Here is a 15,736-nt window from a genome sequence, read left to right as displayed (position 1 = left end):
GCCGTGCGCAGGGGCTACGCCTGGCGCGGGCGCAGTTCCGCCTCGATGAGGTCGGCCGCCCGCCCGGTGCCGCCCTCTCCCGCCGAGCGCTCCTGGATCTCCCGCAGGCGACGCGCCACCTCTGGGTCCTCGACCACGGCGAGGACCGCCTCCCGCAGGGTGCCGGCCGTGGCCTCCGTCATCGGCAGGTGGCGGGCCACGCCCAGCGCCTGGAGCAGGTCGGCGTTGCCGAACTGGTCGACGGCCTGCGGTACGGCGACCATCGGGGTGCCGGTGGCCAGCCCCTCCTGGCTGCCGCCCGCTCCGGCGTGCGTGATGAAGGCGTCGGCCTGGCGGAGGACGGCCAGCTGGGGCACCCACGGGTGGACCTCCACGTTGCCGGGCACCTCCCCCAGCTCCGCGGGGTCGACGAAGCGGCCGATCTGCAGCACGACGTGCCAGCCCGGCAGCCCGCCGAAGGCCTCGACGCACATGCGGTAGAAGGCGGGCTGCTTGGTGAAGGTGGAGCCCAGCGACACGAGCAGCACCTTCTCGGCGTCCGCGGGCCGCCGCCAGTCCCCCTGCGCGGCGCGGTCGCCCTGGCAGGCGCCGACGAAGGTGTACCGCTTCTCGTCGACGCGGTCGGCGTTCGGCTGGAGTGCCTTGGGGATGAGGACCAGGCACCGGTCGGGGCGGCCCATGAAGTCCTCGACGCTCAGGTCCATGTCGTTCTCCGCGATCCAGCGCGCGAAGGTGTCGTAGAACGCCTTGCCGCGCGGGGTCCGCTTGAGCGGCTCGAACAGCGGCTTGCCGACCTCCTCGTCGTACCCCTCCCAGGCGACGAGGTTCGGGGAGAGCTGCACGATCGGGACGCCCCAGCGGTGGGCGAGCACCCGGGCCGGGTACGCGGTGATGTCGTAGAGCACCAGGTCCGGTTCGTCACCCTCGTAGGCCGCCGCGAGGTGCGGCTCGGCCTGCAGGGCGTCCGTCAGGAACGGCTCGATGTTGTCGATCAGCTCGGTCCCCCATGCCTCCGGGTCGTCGTCCGTGGGCAGGGTCGAGTGCCACAGCTTCGGCTCGGCCCCCGTCTCGGCGACCTTCTCGGCGAAGGCGGGCGGAATCGCGTACGTCACACGGTGACCGCGCGCCACGAGCTCGCGGATCACCTCGATGCTCGGGTTCACGTGCCCGTGGGCGGCGATGGAGAACATGGCGATGTGGGCGGGGCGGGTGGTCATGCGAGGACCCTAGACAAGACGAGACGTCTCGTCCAACGTGTTTTTCGCACGTGCCGACGGCCACCGCCGCCACGGGGCCGGCCCTGCCCTCTCACCTCTGACCCTGACCCCTCACCTCTGATAGCGGGCCAGTACCAGGTTCCCGTCCCCCACCAGCCGCTTTCTCAGTTCGGCGAGCCCGATCGCTCCGCTGTAGTACTCCTGGAACGCGGGGGTCGCCACCTTGTCCTTCCACTCGGGATAGCCGCGCACGGACTGGGCGGGGGCCGGGCGGAGGTGGGAGGCGAGGGCGGCGCCGGTCGCCCAGCCGTCCTTGGCGGTGTGCAGGGCGGGGTCCTTGAGCGCCTCGGTCCCCGTGGGCAGCATCCAGTCGCCGAGGGCGAGGCGGACCATGTTCTCCGGCCTGAGCAGGAAGTCGATGAACGCGGCGGCCTCCTTCTTGTGCGGGCTGTCGGCGGCGATGGACAGGGTCTGCGGGCTGACGCCCTGGGTGAGCCCGTCCGCGCCGGCCGGGGCGGGCAGCACCTGCCAGTCGAAGCCCTTGGGCGCCTGCTGCGCGATCTGCTGGCGGTAGGAGAACCCGACCGGCACCATCGCGTACTTCCCGCCGAAGAAGCCGGGCAGTGCGTCGGAGCCGCCCATGCCGAGCGTTGCGCTGGAGGCGCTGCGGTCCGTGTTCACCTCGTCGTGCACGGTCCTCGGCACCACGGCGTCGGCCGTGTCGAAGCGGACGGTCACCTTGCCGTCGGCGCCCCGGTGGAACAGCTGTCCGCCGGTGGAGAGGGAGAGGTTGAGCGTCGCCGAGACGGGTTCCCTGAGCGGCCAGGCGACGCCGTATCTGCCCTTGCCGCTCAGCCGCTTCGCGATCGTACGGAACTCGCCCCAGGTCCAGGGCCGTTCGGGCGTCGGAATGCGGACTCCGGACGCCTTCAGCCATCCGGCGTCGGCGATCAGGACGCGTGGCTCCTGGAGGAAGGGCACACCGTAGACCCCGCCCCCGAAGGTCGCGGTGTCCCAACTGTGCTGCGGGATGTCGGACTTGAGCCGCGCGGGCAGCAGCGTGCGCAGATCGGCGAGATAGCCGCCGTAGGCGAAGTCCGCGAGGTCGTCCGAGGCGTCGTGGATGATGTCCGGCGCCTCGCCGCCCTCGAAGGAGGTGAGCAGCTGGTCGTGGACGCTGTCCCAACTGCCCTGGACGTACTCGACCTTGACGTCCGGATGGGTGGCGTTCCACTCCTTCACCAGCGCTTTGTTCGCGGCGACGGACTCCTGCTGCCAGGCCAGGGACTGGAAGCGCAGGGTGATCCGGCCGCCCTGCGATCCGCTGCCGCCACCGGAGCAGCCCGTGCCCAGCAGGAGCAGCAGCCCCATGACCAGCGCGACACATCCCCTCGCGCGCACCGGCTTCCCACCCACCGGCTTCCTGCGGATCAGCTTCCCGCGCATCAGCTCTTCACCGCCCCGGCGAGCATGCCGCCCGTGATCCGCTTCTGGATGATCGCGAAGACGACCAGGGACGGCAGGGTCGCGAGGGTCGCCGCCGCGGCGAGCGGGCCGAGGTCCGCGACCCCCTCCGCCCCGATGAAGTGCGTGAGGACGACCGGGAGGGTCTGATTCTCCGGGGTCTTGAGCAGCACGAGCGCGAAGAAGAACTCGTTCCACGCGCTGATGAACGCGAACAGCGCCGTCGCCACGATGCCGGGCGCGAGCAGCGGAGCGGTGACGGAAAGGAGCGTCCGCGTCCTTCCCGCGCCGTCGACCGCCGCGGCCTCCTCCAGCTCGGCGGGCACGGCCCGTACGTACCCCACCAGCATCCACAGCGCGAACGGCAGCGCCCACACCACGTACGCCATGATCAGTCCGGGGAGGGAGTCGATCAGCCGCAGGTTCTTCAGGACCAGGAACAGCGGGATGATCACGAGCACGAACGGGAACGCCTGGCTGACCACGACCCACCCCGTGGCGGCCTTCGCGAGCGGGGTGCGGTGGCGCGCCATGACGTAGGCCATGGGGGTCGCGATCAGTACGGCGACGACCGCCGCGCCGAGGGCCGCGAGCAGCGAGTTGAGCGCGGCGTGCAGCAGCGGCTGCTCGTCGAAGGCCTGGCGGAAGTTGGCGAGGGTGGGGCTCCGGGGGATCCAGGTGGGGCGGAGACTGGCCAGCTCGCGGGCCGGTTTGAACGCGGTGGAGATCAGCCAGAGGAAGGGGAAGGCCAGGAAGACGAGATAGGCGAGCAGGGCGAGGTACTGGCCCGCGCGGGCCCCTTTACGGGTCTTCACGCGTCCTCGTCTCCCTTCAGCCGGCCTGCCAGCCGGATCGCGAGCAGCACCGAGATGACCGCGACCATCACGCAGCCCATGGCCGCCGCGTAGCCGAACTGTCCGTAGCGGAAGGCCTCTTCGTAGGCGAAGAGCATGGGGAGCCGGGTCCGGCCGCCGGGTCCGCCGTTGGTCAGCACATAGACCAGGGCGAAGGAATTGAAGTTCCAGATGAAGTTGAGCGCCGAGATGGCGAGGGCGATCGGTCTCAGGGCGGGCCAGGTGACGGTCAGGAAGCGGCGCCAGGCTCCCGCGCCGTCCATCGCGGCCGCCTCGTGGAGTTCGCGCGGCGTGTTCTGCAGCCCGGCCAGCAGCGCGACCGTGGTCTGGGGCATGCCCGCCCAGACGCCGACGACGATCACCGCGGGCAGGGCGGTGCCGAGACCGCTCAGCCAGTCGTGGCCGTCGCCGAGGCCGAGGTCGCGCAGGGTCTCGTTGAGGATGCCCGCGTCGGGGTTGTAGACGAGCCGCCACATGATGCCGACGACGACCTCGGGCATGGCCCAGGGAATGATCGCGAGGGCGCGGGCGAGCGGACGGAGGCGGAGGTCCTGGTCGAGGAGCAGTGCGAGGCCCAGGGCGAGGAGGAACTGCGGCACGGTCACCCCGACCGCCCACAGCAGTCCGATCTGGAACGAGTCCCAGAACAGGGTGTCGTGCAGCAGGTCCTGGAAGTTGAGCGCCCCGATCCACTGTGTGGGCGCGGTCCGGCCCGACTGCGCGTCGGTGAACGCCAGCGCGATCCCGTAGAGCAGCGGTCCGACGCTGAGCACCAGGATCGGGATCAGCGCGGGCAGCACCAGGAACCAGGCTCCGTGGTCGACGGGGCGCCGCCTCCCGCCCGCATCGGGGGTGCGCGTCGCCGGCCGCCTGGTCGCGCTCGCCAATGTCATGGAATCGGCTCCTTCGCGCGACTCGTGGCGGTCTGGCCGTCCCGGCGGCCCCCGTCATGGTCCTGACGGAGACGGAGGTCGTCAAGACACCTCGCACACGGTCCGACCTGTGCGAATGCGACACTGGCCGACGGATGGCGGGAACGCGACGCTTTACCCGAAGGTCGTACACGAGGGTCGTGCACGGGCTGTGCGCGAGGACACGGAGGCGAAGGATGGACGAGGCACGGGCGCGGGACGTACTGGCCGCGGCCGAGGTGCTGCCCGGGCCGGCGCGGGACGCGACGCTCCTCGCCCTGGGCGAGAACGCGGTGTTCGCCGCCGGTGACCTGGTGGTCAAGGTGGGACGCGATGCCGAACTCCTCGACCGCGCCCGGCGGGAACTGGACATCGCCGCGTGGCTCGCCCAGGCGGGCGTTCCCGCGGTACGGGCGGCCGAGACCGAGGCTCTGCTGGTGGACGGCCACCCGGTGACGGTGTGGCACCGGCTCCCCGATCCCGTACGCCCCGCCGAGCCGCGGGATTTGGCCGAACTGCTACGGGTGGTGCACGCACTGCCCTCCCCCTCCTTCCCCCTGCCGCCCCGCGAACTGCTGGGCGGGGTGGAGCGCTGGCTGCGGCTCGCGGGCGAGGCGATCGACCCCGCGGACGCGGCATATCTGCGGGCGCGGCGCGACGGCTTCGCGGACGCCGCGGCCGCGCTCACCCCGCATCTCGCGCCGGGCCCGATCCACGGCGACGCGCTGCCCCGCAATGTGCACGTGGGTCCCGACGGCCCGGTCCTGGTCGACCTGGAGACCTTCTCCGCCGATCTGCGCGAGCACGACCTGGTGGTCATGGCGCTCTCCCGCGACCGCTACGGGCTGCCCGCCGAGGCGTACGACTCCTTCACCGAGACCTACGGCTGGGATGTGCGCGCGTGGGAGGGCTGCTCCGTACTCCGGGGCGCCCGCGAGACCGCCAGCTGCGCCTGGGTGGCCCAGCACGCGCCGAGCAGTCCGAAGGCCCTGGCCGAGTTCGAGCGAAGGGTGGCGTCGCTGCGGGACGGGGACGAGACGGTGCGCTGGTACCCGTTCTGACGCTGGACCTTCTGACGCTAGATCTTCTGGTCCGCCAGGTCCCGCATCGGCCATGTCCCGTCGACCACCGCGTCCGTCTCCCCCTTGCGGCGCAGGAAGCCCTGGAAGTCGGCGGCCCACTCGGCGTACCACTCGATCTGGCGGCGGTGCAGCTCCGCCGGACCGAGGGCCGCGACCTTCGGGTGGCGGTCGGCTATCGCACGGGCGAGGCGGGCCGCGGCGAGGGCGTCGGCCGAGGCGTCGTGGGCGGAGTCCAGCGACACGCCGTACTCCGTACAGACCGCTTCGAGGTTGCGCTTGCCTCGGCGGTAGCGGTCGACGGAGCGGTCGATCGTGTACGGGTCGACGACCGGCGCGGGGTCGGTCCCGCCGAGCCGCTCGCGCAGGGACGGCAGCCCGTACCTGCGCAGCTCGGCGGAGAGCAGGGTCAGGTCGAAGGCCGCGTTGTACGCCACGACCGGGACGCCGCTCTTCCAGTACCCGGTGAGGACGTCGGCGATCGCGTCGGCGACCTGGTCGGCGGGCCTGCCCTCCGTGGCCGCCCGCTCGTTCGAAATCCCGTGCACCGCCACCGCGTCCGCCGGAATCTCCACGCCCGGATCGGCCAGCCACTCACGGCGCCCTATCGGCTCTCCGTCCTTGACCTCGATCACGGCACCCGTGACGATGCGCGCCTCGCGCGGATCGGTCCCGGTCGTCTCCAGGTCGAAGCCGATCAGCAGCTCCCGGTGCCAGCCCATGGGCGGCCCCCCTTCTTCGTGGTGCTTTCCCCCAGTGGTCTCCACGATCGCACGAGCCACTGACAGTCCGAGGACCGCGTTCCGCTTCCCGCGCCGGACACCACGTCACGACCGGGGTCGGGGCGACACTTCAGGACACCGGGCGCGAATCCGCCCAGGCCACCTCGAACTCCTCGCGATATGTCGGGAAGAGACCTTCTTCGCCGATCTCATCCGGTTTGACCACCCGGCCACCGCCGCGCAGCACCAGCACCGGCGCCTCCATGCCGCGGGCGCGGCGCAGATACGACTGCACGATCGCGATGCCGTCGGAGCCGTCCCCGTCGACGAGGTACGCCGTGAAGCGCGGCGTCTCGTCGTACACCTGAATCTCGAACGCGCCGGGGTCGCGCAGCCGGGCCCGCACCCGCCGCATGTGCAGGATGTTCATCTCCACGGCCCGACTCAACTCGCCTCGCTTGATGCCGAGTTCACGCTCGCGCCGCTTGACCGCGCTGGATGCCGGGTTCAGGAAGAGCAGCCGCACCCGGCAGCCCGTCTCGGCAAGACGCACGAGCCGCCGCCCGGAGAAGTTCTGCACCAGCAGGTTCAGGCCGATACCGATGGCGTCGAGGCGGCGGGCGCCGCCGAAGAGGTCCTCGGCGGGGAACTGGCGCAGCAGCCGCACCCGGTCGGAGTGCACGCCGACCACGTCCGCGTACCGGTCGCCGACCAGGTCCTCGACGGCGTCGACGGGCAGCCGGCGCGCGGAGGGCACGTCGCTGCCGGCGCCGAGGACCTCCAGGAGCTTGGCCGCGGCCCGCTCGGCCTGTCCCAGGACCGCCTCGGACAGGGCCCGGTTGCGGGAGACCACGTTCCGGGTGACTTCCAGTTCGTCCAGCGCGAGTTCGACGTCCCGGCGCTCGTCGAAGTAGGGCTCGAAGCACGGCCAGTGCTGCACCATCAGCTCGCGCAGCTGCGGCAGGGTGAGGAAGCTGAGCACGTTGTCGTCGGCCGGGTCGAGCAGGTAGCCCTTGCGGCGGCTGACTTCGCGTACGGCGACCGCGCGCTGCACCCACTCCTGCCCGGCGGGTCCGGCGGCGGCGACCACCCAGTCGTCGCCGTGGACGGGCTCGTAGATGGGACGCAGAACAGCGGCCACGACCGCGCGCAGCCGCTGTTCGACCAGGTTCAGCCAGATGTAGGCACGGCCGGCTCGCTGGGCGCGCGTACGCACCTCACGCCAGGCGTCGGCGCCCCAGTCCAGTTCCGGTCCAATGGATCCCATCTCCATCGGCCGTGCCAGGGACACCGCGCCGGGTGGGACATCTGTGGAGTTCCCCTCGTGACCCTCGTCACCAGGAGGCAACTCCAGCCCTCCCGAGCCCACCCGCGCACCGCCTTCCGCTCCCCCGAGCTCTTCCGTGGGTCAGCCCCACTCAACGATCAAGGAAGGGTACTCCGGGAGCGGCGGGCGGTGCAGCCCGATGGACAGGTCGTTTCTCAACTACCGTTTTCCACATGCCCGTTCTGGTTGGCGAGCTCCGGCGGAGTGAGCGGATTCATAGCGGTGACGTCGCGCGGAGCGAGGGAGAAGCCCTGCCAGTGGACCGGCATGGGCTGCTGGTCCTCGTCGCGCGCTATGTGGTGGAAGCCCACGTTGACCCACACGATGGGGTGGGTGAGCGTCTGTCCGTTGACGTACGTGTCGACGGACTTGCCCGCTCCGGCGCCGCAGTTGAGCAGGTTGTCGGTGGCGAACTGCTCGCACTTCTTGTACTCGGTGAAGTACACGTCGTGCTTGGTGAAGGGGCGGCCGAGGTACTTGGTGGTGGCGCCCGGGACGATCTCGTAGCTGCGGGCGTGGTCGTCCTTGTTCTTGCCGGTGTCACTGACGACGCGCCACCAGCGCATGTTCGCGGCGTCGCCCGCGAGTTCCTTGGTGATCTTGGTGAGGGTGGTCTTGTTGGTCGGGCCCTCGTTGCCGTTGCGGGGCGGGCTGACGACGGAGTCGTACTGCTCGACCTTGTTCTTGGAGGAGCCGTCGAGGCCGAAGTCCAGCCGCCAGAAGACGTTGTGGCTGTGGCTGGTGGCGTAGGCCTTGGCGCCCTTGCCGATGGGCCAGCCGCGGCCGTCGCCCGCGTCGTAGTCGCCGGGCGAGAGGCTGCCGGTGGCACCGATGTTCATGTTGATGGTGCCGTCGTCCTGGAAGCGCCACTCGGTGATGTACTCGTACCAGCCGACCTTGTTGGCGGTGTAGATCAGCAGGTCCTTGCCCTGGGTCTGGTAGACCTTGTTGCCCGTGTCGGCCTCCATGCGGTAGGCGTGGCCGCGCGAACGGGTGGTGGTGCACAGGCCGTTGACGTTCGGGTGCTGCGGGTCCCAGGCGTTGGGGATCTTCACGGTCTTGATGGTGCCGCCGGGACACTCGCCGGGCGCCATGTTCATCAGACCCTGGCCGAAGCCGGCGCCCGTGAGGTCGTCGTACTCGGCCTTGCCGTCGTCGTAGGGGACGTGGATCTGGCCGAGCTTGGCACTGGTGAGGACCCTGATCGGCTGGGCCTCGCCCTTGGGCTGGTACGAGATGTTCTCCAGGACGAGCCCGGCCTCGCTCTCGTAGTGCCAGCACATGCGCCAGGTGGTGCCGGTGGAGAGCTTCTGCTCGATCTTGTACGCCGCGCTGCAGCTGGGGGCCGCCGCGGGCGCGGCCTTGGGCTGGGCGACGGCCGGACCCGCGGCCGTCGTCGCGCCGACGGCGAGTGCGGCCACCGAGAGACCGACCGCCGCCCGGCTGCGGGCACGACTGATTCTGTTCACGCGCATGACGAAGAGACTCCTTGCGAAAGCATGCGAAAGAAGGAGGTGGGTTGGAAAAGTGAACGAAGGCGGCTCAGCCGCCGGGAGCGCGTCGGTCGCGGCTCAGCCGAGCTTGCCGACCTTGCGTGCGCTCAGATCGATCACCAGTTGACGGGCATCGATCCAGGACCCGTTCCTGACCTTCGGGAACAGCCTCACGCAGCGGTGCTCGCCGCACTTCGCGAGAAGAGCGGGCTGAGCGCCCGAGGTCGCCCGGTAGACCATGCTGTTCAGCGTCAGCTGGTCGGGCGAGGTGAGTTCCTTGCCGGTGGCGTCCTTGTAGTCGGCCCGCAGACCCGCGCCGAGCGGGTCGGCGATCAGCAGTTTCGCGGCCTCGGTCATCTCGCCCAGGCTGATGGGCGGCTGGACACCGTGCTGGGTGTCCGTCCGCTCGACCTTCCCGCTGCCGAGGTTGACCGTCTTGGTGACGAGCGTGTCGTCCTTGTAGTCGTAGAACGTGACGTCCGCGCGGCGCGGCGCGTTCGGGTCGTCGAGTTCGTTCTCCTCCGGGTCGGCGAGGTCGACACCGATGCGCTGCGGGCCGCGCTGCCCCTCGACGTTCTTGCCGGAGGTCGACAACTGCCGGTTCAGCGCGATCTGTTCGACCCGCTTGGTCTCGTCGTCGGTCAGCGGATCACGGCCGGTGCCCTTGTCGCCCTCGGCCGGGGCCCGCTCGACGACACCGGGCTCGACGGCCGTCTGCCCCTGTCCCTGTCCCGCCTGCTGTGCGGCCTGGCTGCCGCCGCGCAGGCCGCCCGAGCTCTCATCGGCCCCCGCCGAGCCCGGAAGGGTGATCCCGACCATCACGGCCGTCCCGGCCACCGCGACGGCGGCACCCGCCACCACCTTTCCCAGGTGGCGGTGCACTATCTTGCGCACATTTCCCCCTACTCCCTCTGTTTTTCCAGGAGTGATCTGAGCCCCACTGGTTCGGCATACGACGTATGCCTGGTCAGCGGGTAAGAGGGACATAAGTCATAGGAGGTTCCCTCAGTTTCGGGGAGACTCGACCCCGAGTTGCCCCCAGGGGCGCGGCACTACTGGAAGAGTCATATCCATGCAGGTCTGGCCTGGAGAGGCATATCCACTCGGTGCCACGTACGACGGCGCCGGTACCAATTTCGCGGTCTTCTCGGAGGCCGCCGACCGCATCGAGCTGTGTCTGCTGCAGGACGACGGCTCGGAGACGGCGGTGGAACTGCGCGAGAGCGACGCGTTCGTACGGCACGCGTACCTGCCGGGGATCATGCCCGGGCAGCGGTACGGGTTCCGGGTGCACGGGCGGTACGCGCCCGAGCGCGGACAGCGCGTCAACTCCGCGAAGCTGCTACTGGATCCGTACGCACGTGCGATCAGCGGCTCGATCAAGTGGGGCAAGGAGGTGTACGGCTATCCGTTCGGGGCGCCCGACAAGCGCAACGATCTGGACTCGGCGCCGCACACCATGACCTCGGTCGTGGTCAACCCGTACTTCGACTGGGGCGACGACCGGCGCCCGCGCACCGAATACCACCACACGGTGATCTACGAGGCCCATGTGAAGGGCCTGACCATGCAGCATCCGGCGCTGCCCGAGGAACTGCGCGGCACCTACGCGGCACTCGCCCACCCGGCGATCATCGAACACCTGACGGAGCTGGGTGTCACGGCCCTGGAGCTGATGCCCGTACACCAGTTCGTGAACGACCACCGGCTGGTGGAGATGGGCCTCAACAACTACTGGGGCTACAACACGATCGGCTTCTTCGCCCCGCACAACACCTACGCGTCCTGGGGCGACCGCGGCCAGCAGGTCCTGGAGTTCAAGTCGGCGGTCCGGGCACTGCACGAGGCCGGGATCGAGGTCATCCTGGACGTGGTCTACAACCACACCGCCGAAGGCAACCATCTGGGCCCGACGCTGTCCTTCAGGGGCCTCGACAACGCCTCGTACTACCGCCTCGCGGACGACCCCCGCTACTACATGGACACCACGGGGACCGGCAACTCGCTCCTCATGCGCTCCCCGCACGTGCTCCAGCTGATCATGGACTCGCTGCGCTACTGGGTCACCGAGATGCACGTCGACGGCTTCCGCTTCGACCTCGCGGCCACGCTGGCCCGCCAGTTCCACGAGGTGGACCGGCTGTCGTCGTTCTTCGATCTGGTCCAGCAGGATCCGGTGGTCTCCCAGGTGAAGCTGATCGCCGAGCCCTGGGACGTCGGCGAGGGCGGCTACCAGGTGGGAAATTTCCCGCCGCTGTGGACCGAGTGGAACGGCAAGTACCGCGACACCGTACGGGACCTGTGGCGCGGCGAGCCGCGCACGCTGGCGGAGTTCGCCTCCCGGCTGACCGGCTCCTCCGACCTCTACCAGGACGACGGCCGCCGTCCGCTCGCCTCCATCAACTTCGTCACCTGCCACGACGGATTCACGCTCAACGACCTCGTCTCCTACAACAACAAGCACAACCAGGCCAACGGCGAGGACAACCGCGACGGCGAGAGCCACAACAGGTCCTGGAACTGCGGCGCCGAGGGCGACACCGACGACGCGGCCGTACTCGCGCTGCGGGCCCGCCAGAAGCGCAACTTCATCGCGACGCTGATGCTCTCCCAGGGCGTGCCCATGCTCAGCCACGGCGACGAGTTCGCGCGCACCCAGAACGGCAACAACAACGCCTACTGCCAGGACAGTGAGCTGGCCTGGGTGCCGTGGCCCGAGGACGACGGCGAGCTGCTGGACTTCACGCGCGCGATGGTGTGGCTGCGCCGCGACCACCCGGTCTTCCGGCGGCGCCGGTTCTTCCACGGCCGGCCCGTCCAGGGCACCCACGACGAGCTGTCCGACATCGCGTGGTTCACCCCGGCGGGCACCGAGATGACCCAGCGCGACTGGGGGTCCACGCAGGCGCAGGCGCTGTCGGTCTTCCTCAACGGCAACGCGATCTCCGAGCCGGGCCCGCGCGGTGAACACATCGCCGACGACTCCTTCCTGCTGATGTTCAACGCCTCGCCCAAGCCCCTGGAGTTCGTGGTTCCGGTCAACCACGGTCGGCAGTGGCAGGTGGTCGTCGACACGGCCCTCCCGGACGGGGTGGCGGCGGGCACGGGCGCGAAGGTCCAGGCCGGCGACCGGCTGACCCTGCTCGACCGGAGCCTGACCGTGCTGCAACGGCCCGCATAGCCGGTCATTCGGACGTACGCCGATGACACGAAAGAGGGCGAGGCGGGTACGTAGGTTTCCATGACACCTGAGCGTCCCGAACGGGAGATCCCGGCCCCGGTGGTACCCGCCGCACCCACCGCCACCTACCGGCTGCAACTGCAGCCGGAGTTCCCCTTCGGGGCCGCCGAGGCCGCCGTGCCGTACCTGGCCTCGCTCGGCGTCTCCCATCTGCACCTCTCCCCCGTCCTGGAGTCGGTCCCCGGCTCGACGCACGGCTACGACGTGGTGGACCACGCGCGTGTACGGGGTGAACTGGGCGGCGAGGAGGGGCTGCGCGCCCTCGCCCGCACGGCACGGCGACACGGGCTCGGCCTGGTCGTGGACATCGTGCCGAACCACATGGCGATGGCCCCCCGCCACAACCGCGCCCTGTGGGAGGTCCTGCGCGAGGGCCCCGAGTCGCCGTACGCACGCTGGTTCGACATCGACTGGGACGCCGGGGACGGCCGACTGCTGCTGCCCGTGCTCGGGGGCCGGCTCGGCGCGGAGATCGACCACCTGAAGGTGGACGGCGACGTACTGCGCTACTACGACCACGTGTTTCCACTGCGCGAGGGCACCGCGGGGCTGCCGCTGCCGGAGCTCCTCGACGCCCAGTGGTACCGCCCGGCCTGGTGGCGGCTGGCCCGCACCGACCTCAACTACCGCCGTTTCTTCAGCATTTCGGAGCTCATCGGAGTGCGCGTCGAGGACCCAGAGGTGTTCACGGCGACCCACGCGAAGATCCTGGAGCTGCTGGACGAGGGTGTGGTCGACGGACTGCGCATCGACCATCCGGACGGCCTGGCGGACCCGGACGCCTATCTGCGCCGCCTCCACGAGGCGACCGGCGGGCGCTGGACGGTGGTCGAGAAGATCCTCGCGGACGGCGAGCCGCTGCCCGCCGCCTGGCCCGTCGCGGGCACCACGGGCTACGACGCCCTGCGGCACGTCGACGGCCTCTTCACGGACCCGGCGGGCGCGGGGGAACTCCTCGGCCAGTACCGGCGGTTCGCGGCCCCCCAGCCCGATCGGGGCGGCCGCTGGGAGGCGACGGTGCGCCGGGCGGCGTACAAGGTGATCACGCACGAGCTGGCCACGGAGTTCGACCGCCTCACGCGCGTGGTGAGCCGGCTGTGCGCCGCCTCCCCCGGCCCAGAACCGCGCGACCACGCCCCGTGGGCCCTGGGCACCGCGCTGCGCGAGCTCCTGGTGCGCGTCGAGGTGTACCGGCCGTATCCGTCCACCGACGCCTCCCTGGTCGTGACGGAGGAGGCCGCCGAAGAGGCCCGGGCGGTCTTCACGGTGCCGGAGGAGGCACATGCCGTGGACGTCGTGCGGGACCTGCTGCTCGGGCGGGCCGGTGACGGGCCCGGGCACGCCGAGTTCCGGGCCCGGTTCGCGCAGACCTCGTCCGCACTGCGGGCGAAGTCCGTGGAGGACACCGCGTTCTACCGCTATGTGCCCCTGCTGTCGGCCAACGAGGTGGGCGCCGACCCGGGCGCTCCGGCCGTGTCCCCGGAGGACTTCCACGCCTACTGCGCGCGCGTGCAGCGCGACTGGCCCGCCACCGGCACCGCCCTGTCCACCCACGACACCAAACGCAGCGCCGATGTCCGCGCCGCCCTCTCGGTGCTCACCCAGTGCCCCGAGCGGTGGGCGGACGTACTGGCCGAGGTGACCCGCGAGGGAACGACGGGCGTACCCGACCCCCAGCCGGCGTGGGCCGCGTGGCAGACGGTGTTCGGACTGGGTCCGGCCGACACGGAACGCGTCCAGGGGGCACTGCTCAAGCACGTCCGGGAAGCGGGGCTGCACACCTCCTGGACCGAGCAGAACCCCGCCTACGAGGAGTCGGTGGCGTCCTTCGTCGCGGCGGGCCCCTGCGGGCCGCCCGGGCGGCGCGTGACGGACCTCCGGGCCTCGCTCGCCCCGCACGTCCGGGCGAACGTCCTGGGGGCCGCTCTGGTCCAGCTGACGATGCCCGGGGTGCCCGATGTCTACCAGGGCACCGAGGGCGAGTACCTGGCGCTGGTGGACCCTGACAACCGGGAGCCGTTCGCGCCCCTGAAGCAGGCTTCGGCGAAGGCCGCGCTCACCACGGCGGCGCTGCGGCTGCGCCGGCGGCGCCCCGAGGTCTTCGGCGACGCGGCGACGTACGTGCCGCTGGCGGCGGAGGGGCCGGGCGCCGCGCACTGCACGGCGTTCGTCCGCTCCGGGGAGGTGATTTCCGCCGTCACCCGGCTCTCGCTGCGCCTGGCGGAGGCGGGCGGCTGGCGCGACACCCGGCTCGCGCTCCCGGAAGGGCGGTGGGCGGACGTACTCACCCCGGAGCGGGAATTCACGGGGCACACACGTGTGGCGGAGCTTTTCGAGCCGTCGCCGGTGGTCCTTCTGGAGCGGGTCAGCGCAGACGGACCGGCAGGCTCCGGGGAGAGCGGCTGATCAGGCCGTCCGCGACGGGGTGGAAGCCCGGGGACCTGCGCAGCTCCGGGAGGGCGGCGAACAGGGCGCGCAGGCCGTGCTCCGCGGTGAGCCGGGCGAGCAGCGCGCCCGGGCAGAAGTGCCGTCCGGAGCCGTACGCGAGCTGCCCGGGGTCGGGCCGGAAGACGTCGTAGCGGTCCGGGTCGGCGAACCGGGCCGGGTCGCGGCCCGCGGCACCCAGCAGGCACGCCACGGTGGCGCCCACGGGTACCGCGCCGACCGGCTCGACGGCCCGGCGCAGCACGATGTGCAGCGGGGGATCGCGACGCAGCGACTCGGCCCAGGCCCCGGCCGTCAGCTCGGTACGGGCGCGGACCAGCGCCAGCTGGCCCGGGTGGTCGAGAAGGTTGGCGAGGAACGACGCCAGCGCGTGCGCGGTCGCCTCGCCGCCCGCGCCGAGGAGCGTCCCGGCGATCCCCGCCACCACCTCGTCGGACAGCGGGCGCCCGTCCGCCCGCGCCGTGCACAGGGCGGAGAGCAGATCGTCGCCCGGGTGGGCGCGCCGGCGGGCGATGTACGGGAGCAGGAAGGCGTCGAGCTCGGGGTGGTGGCCGCCGAGGTGGTCGAGGCCCGTGCGGCACCAGGCGTGCACGCGCGCGGTGTCCTCGTACGGCAGCCCGAGCGCGGCGACCGCCGCCGCGGTGGGCAGCCAGTGGCAGAACTCGGCGACCAGGTCGGCCTCCTGACGGTCGGCGAGGCGGCGGGCGAGGACGTACGCCGTCCGTTCGACCCCGGCGGTCAGCGCGGTCAGCGCGTGTCCGCGGAACGCCGGTGAGACGAGCGCCCGGTGCGCGCTGTGCGTGCCGCCCTCCAGGTGGGCCAGGGTGCGTCCGGGCGGCGCGGCGACGAGCCGGGGGTCGGCGAGGGCGGCGCGTACATCGGCGTACCGGCTGACCAGCCACGCGCCGAACGGCCGGTCGTACACGAGCGGGAACTTCTGGCGCAGGATGCGGTACAGGGGGTACGGGTCGCGTTCGATGCCG

The 15,736-nt window shown here is 71.1% G+C and carries 12 protein-coding genes; 3 read left to right on the top strand and 9 right to left on the bottom strand.

Annotated features, from left to right (window positions below; genetic code table 11):
• Nucleotides 1-14: 14 nt before the first annotated feature.
• The 4 genes from mgt to ACZ69M_RS45065 form a co-directional block, all read right to left on the bottom strand.
• A complete protein-coding gene (gene mgt, locus ACZ69M_RS45080; protein WP_470059422.1) occupies nucleotides 15-1,217 on the bottom strand; it encodes a macrolide-inactivating glycosyltransferase in 1,203 nt (400 codons plus the stop codon).
• Nucleotides 1,218-1,328: 111 nt separating this feature from the next.
• Nucleotides 1,329-2,588 carry an ABC transporter substrate-binding protein gene (locus ACZ69M_RS45075; RefSeq protein ID WP_470059461.1) on the bottom strand — a complete coding sequence of 420 codons (1,260 nt, stop codon included), beginning with the start codon at nucleotides 2,586-2,588 and terminating at the stop codon, nucleotides 1,329-1,331.
• Nucleotides 2,589-2,662: 74 nt separating this feature from the next.
• Nucleotides 2,663-3,496 (bottom strand): carbohydrate ABC transporter permease, encoded by an 834-nt coding sequence (locus ACZ69M_RS45070; RefSeq protein ID WP_470059420.1) that lies wholly within the window; start codon nucleotides 3,494-3,496, stop codon nucleotides 2,663-2,665.
• The gene (locus tag ACZ69M_RS45065; RefSeq protein WP_470059419.1) at nucleotides 3,493-4,428 is read right to left on the bottom strand and encodes a carbohydrate ABC transporter permease; all 936 of its coding nucleotides are present in this window, start codon (nucleotides 4,426-4,428) and stop codon (nucleotides 3,493-3,495) included. The genes ACZ69M_RS45070 and ACZ69M_RS45065 overlap by 4 nt, the downstream gene beginning before the upstream one ends.
• A 215-nt stretch (nucleotides 4,429-4,643) precedes the next feature.
• Between ACZ69M_RS45065 and ACZ69M_RS45060 the strand changes: the two genes are divergently transcribed.
• Entirely contained in the window at nucleotides 4,644-5,507 is an 864-nt protein-coding gene (locus ACZ69M_RS45060) for a phosphotransferase enzyme family protein (protein WP_470059417.1), read from the top strand.
• A gap of 17 nt (nucleotides 5,508-5,524) precedes the next feature.
• Here ACZ69M_RS45060 and ACZ69M_RS45055 read toward each other — a convergent pair whose 3' ends face one another.
• From ACZ69M_RS45055 to ACZ69M_RS45040, 4 genes are all read right to left on the bottom strand, one after another.
• Nucleotides 5,525-6,247 carry an exonuclease domain-containing protein gene (locus tag ACZ69M_RS45055; RefSeq protein ID WP_470059415.1) on the bottom strand — a complete coding sequence of 241 codons (723 nt, stop codon included), beginning with the start codon at nucleotides 6,245-6,247 and terminating at the stop codon, nucleotides 5,525-5,527.
• A gap of 130 nt (nucleotides 6,248-6,377) precedes the next feature.
• On the bottom strand, nucleotides 6,378-7,616 hold the full coding sequence (locus tag ACZ69M_RS45050; RefSeq protein ID WP_470059413.1) for an SAV2148 family HEPN domain-containing protein: 1,239 nt from the start codon (nucleotides 7,614-7,616) through the stop codon (nucleotides 6,378-6,380).
• A gap of 113 nt (nucleotides 7,617-7,729) precedes the next feature.
• Nucleotides 7,730-9,049, bottom strand: coding sequence for a copper amine oxidase (locus ACZ69M_RS45045; protein WP_470059411.1), 1,320 nt, complete (start codon nucleotides 9,047-9,049; stop codon nucleotides 7,730-7,732).
• 96 nt (nucleotides 9,050-9,145) lie between these two features.
• Entirely contained in the window at nucleotides 9,146-9,961 is an 816-nt protein-coding gene (locus tag ACZ69M_RS45040) for a Tat pathway signal sequence domain protein (RefSeq protein WP_470059409.1), read from the bottom strand.
• A 178-nt stretch (nucleotides 9,962-10,139) separates the two neighbouring features.
• On the opposite strand from ACZ69M_RS45040, the gene glgX reads away from it, so the two are divergent.
• Nucleotides 10,140-12,248 (top strand): glycogen debranching protein GlgX, encoded by a 2,109-nt coding sequence (glgX, locus tag ACZ69M_RS45035; RefSeq protein WP_470059407.1) that lies wholly within the window; start codon nucleotides 10,140-10,142, stop codon nucleotides 12,246-12,248.
• A 60-nt stretch (nucleotides 12,249-12,308) separates the two neighbouring features.
• Nucleotides 12,309-14,714, top strand: coding sequence for a malto-oligosyltrehalose synthase (gene treY / locus ACZ69M_RS45030; protein WP_470059405.1), 2,406 nt, complete (start codon nucleotides 12,309-12,311; stop codon nucleotides 14,712-14,714).
• Here treY and ACZ69M_RS45025 read toward each other — a convergent pair.
• The gene (locus tag ACZ69M_RS45025) at nucleotides 14,674-15,678 is read right to left on the bottom strand and encodes a cytochrome P450 (protein WP_470059403.1); all 1,005 of its coding nucleotides are present in this window, start codon (nucleotides 15,676-15,678) and stop codon (nucleotides 14,674-14,676) included. The genes treY and ACZ69M_RS45025 overlap by 41 nt on opposite strands.
• Between the last annotated feature and the right edge of the window lie 58 nt (nucleotides 15,679-15,736).

This window comes from Streptomyces sp. NPDC107454, from assembly GCF_055582885.1.
Note: the sequence above shows the minus strand (reverse complement) of the source record. Positions and strands in the feature narration are given on the sequence as shown.

Bases quoted from the DNA above. Each gene is read 5' to 3' on its own strand.
- treY (WP_470059405.1), top strand. From the start codon at position 12,309: ATGACACCTGAGCGTCCCGAACGGGAGATCCCGGCCCCGGTGGTACCC.
- ACZ69M_RS45075 (WP_470059461.1), bottom strand. From the start codon at position 2,588: ATGGGGCTGCTGCTCCTGCTGGGCACGGGCTGCTCCGGTGGCGGCAGC.
- ACZ69M_RS45045 (WP_470059411.1), bottom strand. From the start codon at position 9,049: ATGCGCGTGAACAGAATCAGTCGTGCCCGCAGCCGGGCGGCGGTCGGT.
- ACZ69M_RS45060 (WP_470059417.1), top strand. From the start codon at position 4,644: ATGGACGAGGCACGGGCGCGGGACGTACTGGCCGCGGCCGAGGTGCTG.
- ACZ69M_RS45055 (WP_470059415.1), bottom strand. From the start codon at position 6,247: ATGGGCTGGCACCGGGAGCTGCTGATCGGCTTCGACCTGGAGACGACC.
- glgX (WP_470059407.1), top strand. From the start codon at position 10,140: ATGCAGGTCTGGCCTGGAGAGGCATATCCACTCGGTGCCACGTACGAC.
- ACZ69M_RS45065 (WP_470059419.1), bottom strand. From the start codon at position 4,428: ATGACATTGGCGAGCGCGACCAGGCGGCCGGCGACGCGCACCCCCGAT.
- mgt (WP_470059422.1), bottom strand. From the start codon at position 1,217: ATGACCACCCGCCCCGCCCACATCGCCATGTTCTCCATCGCCGCCCAC.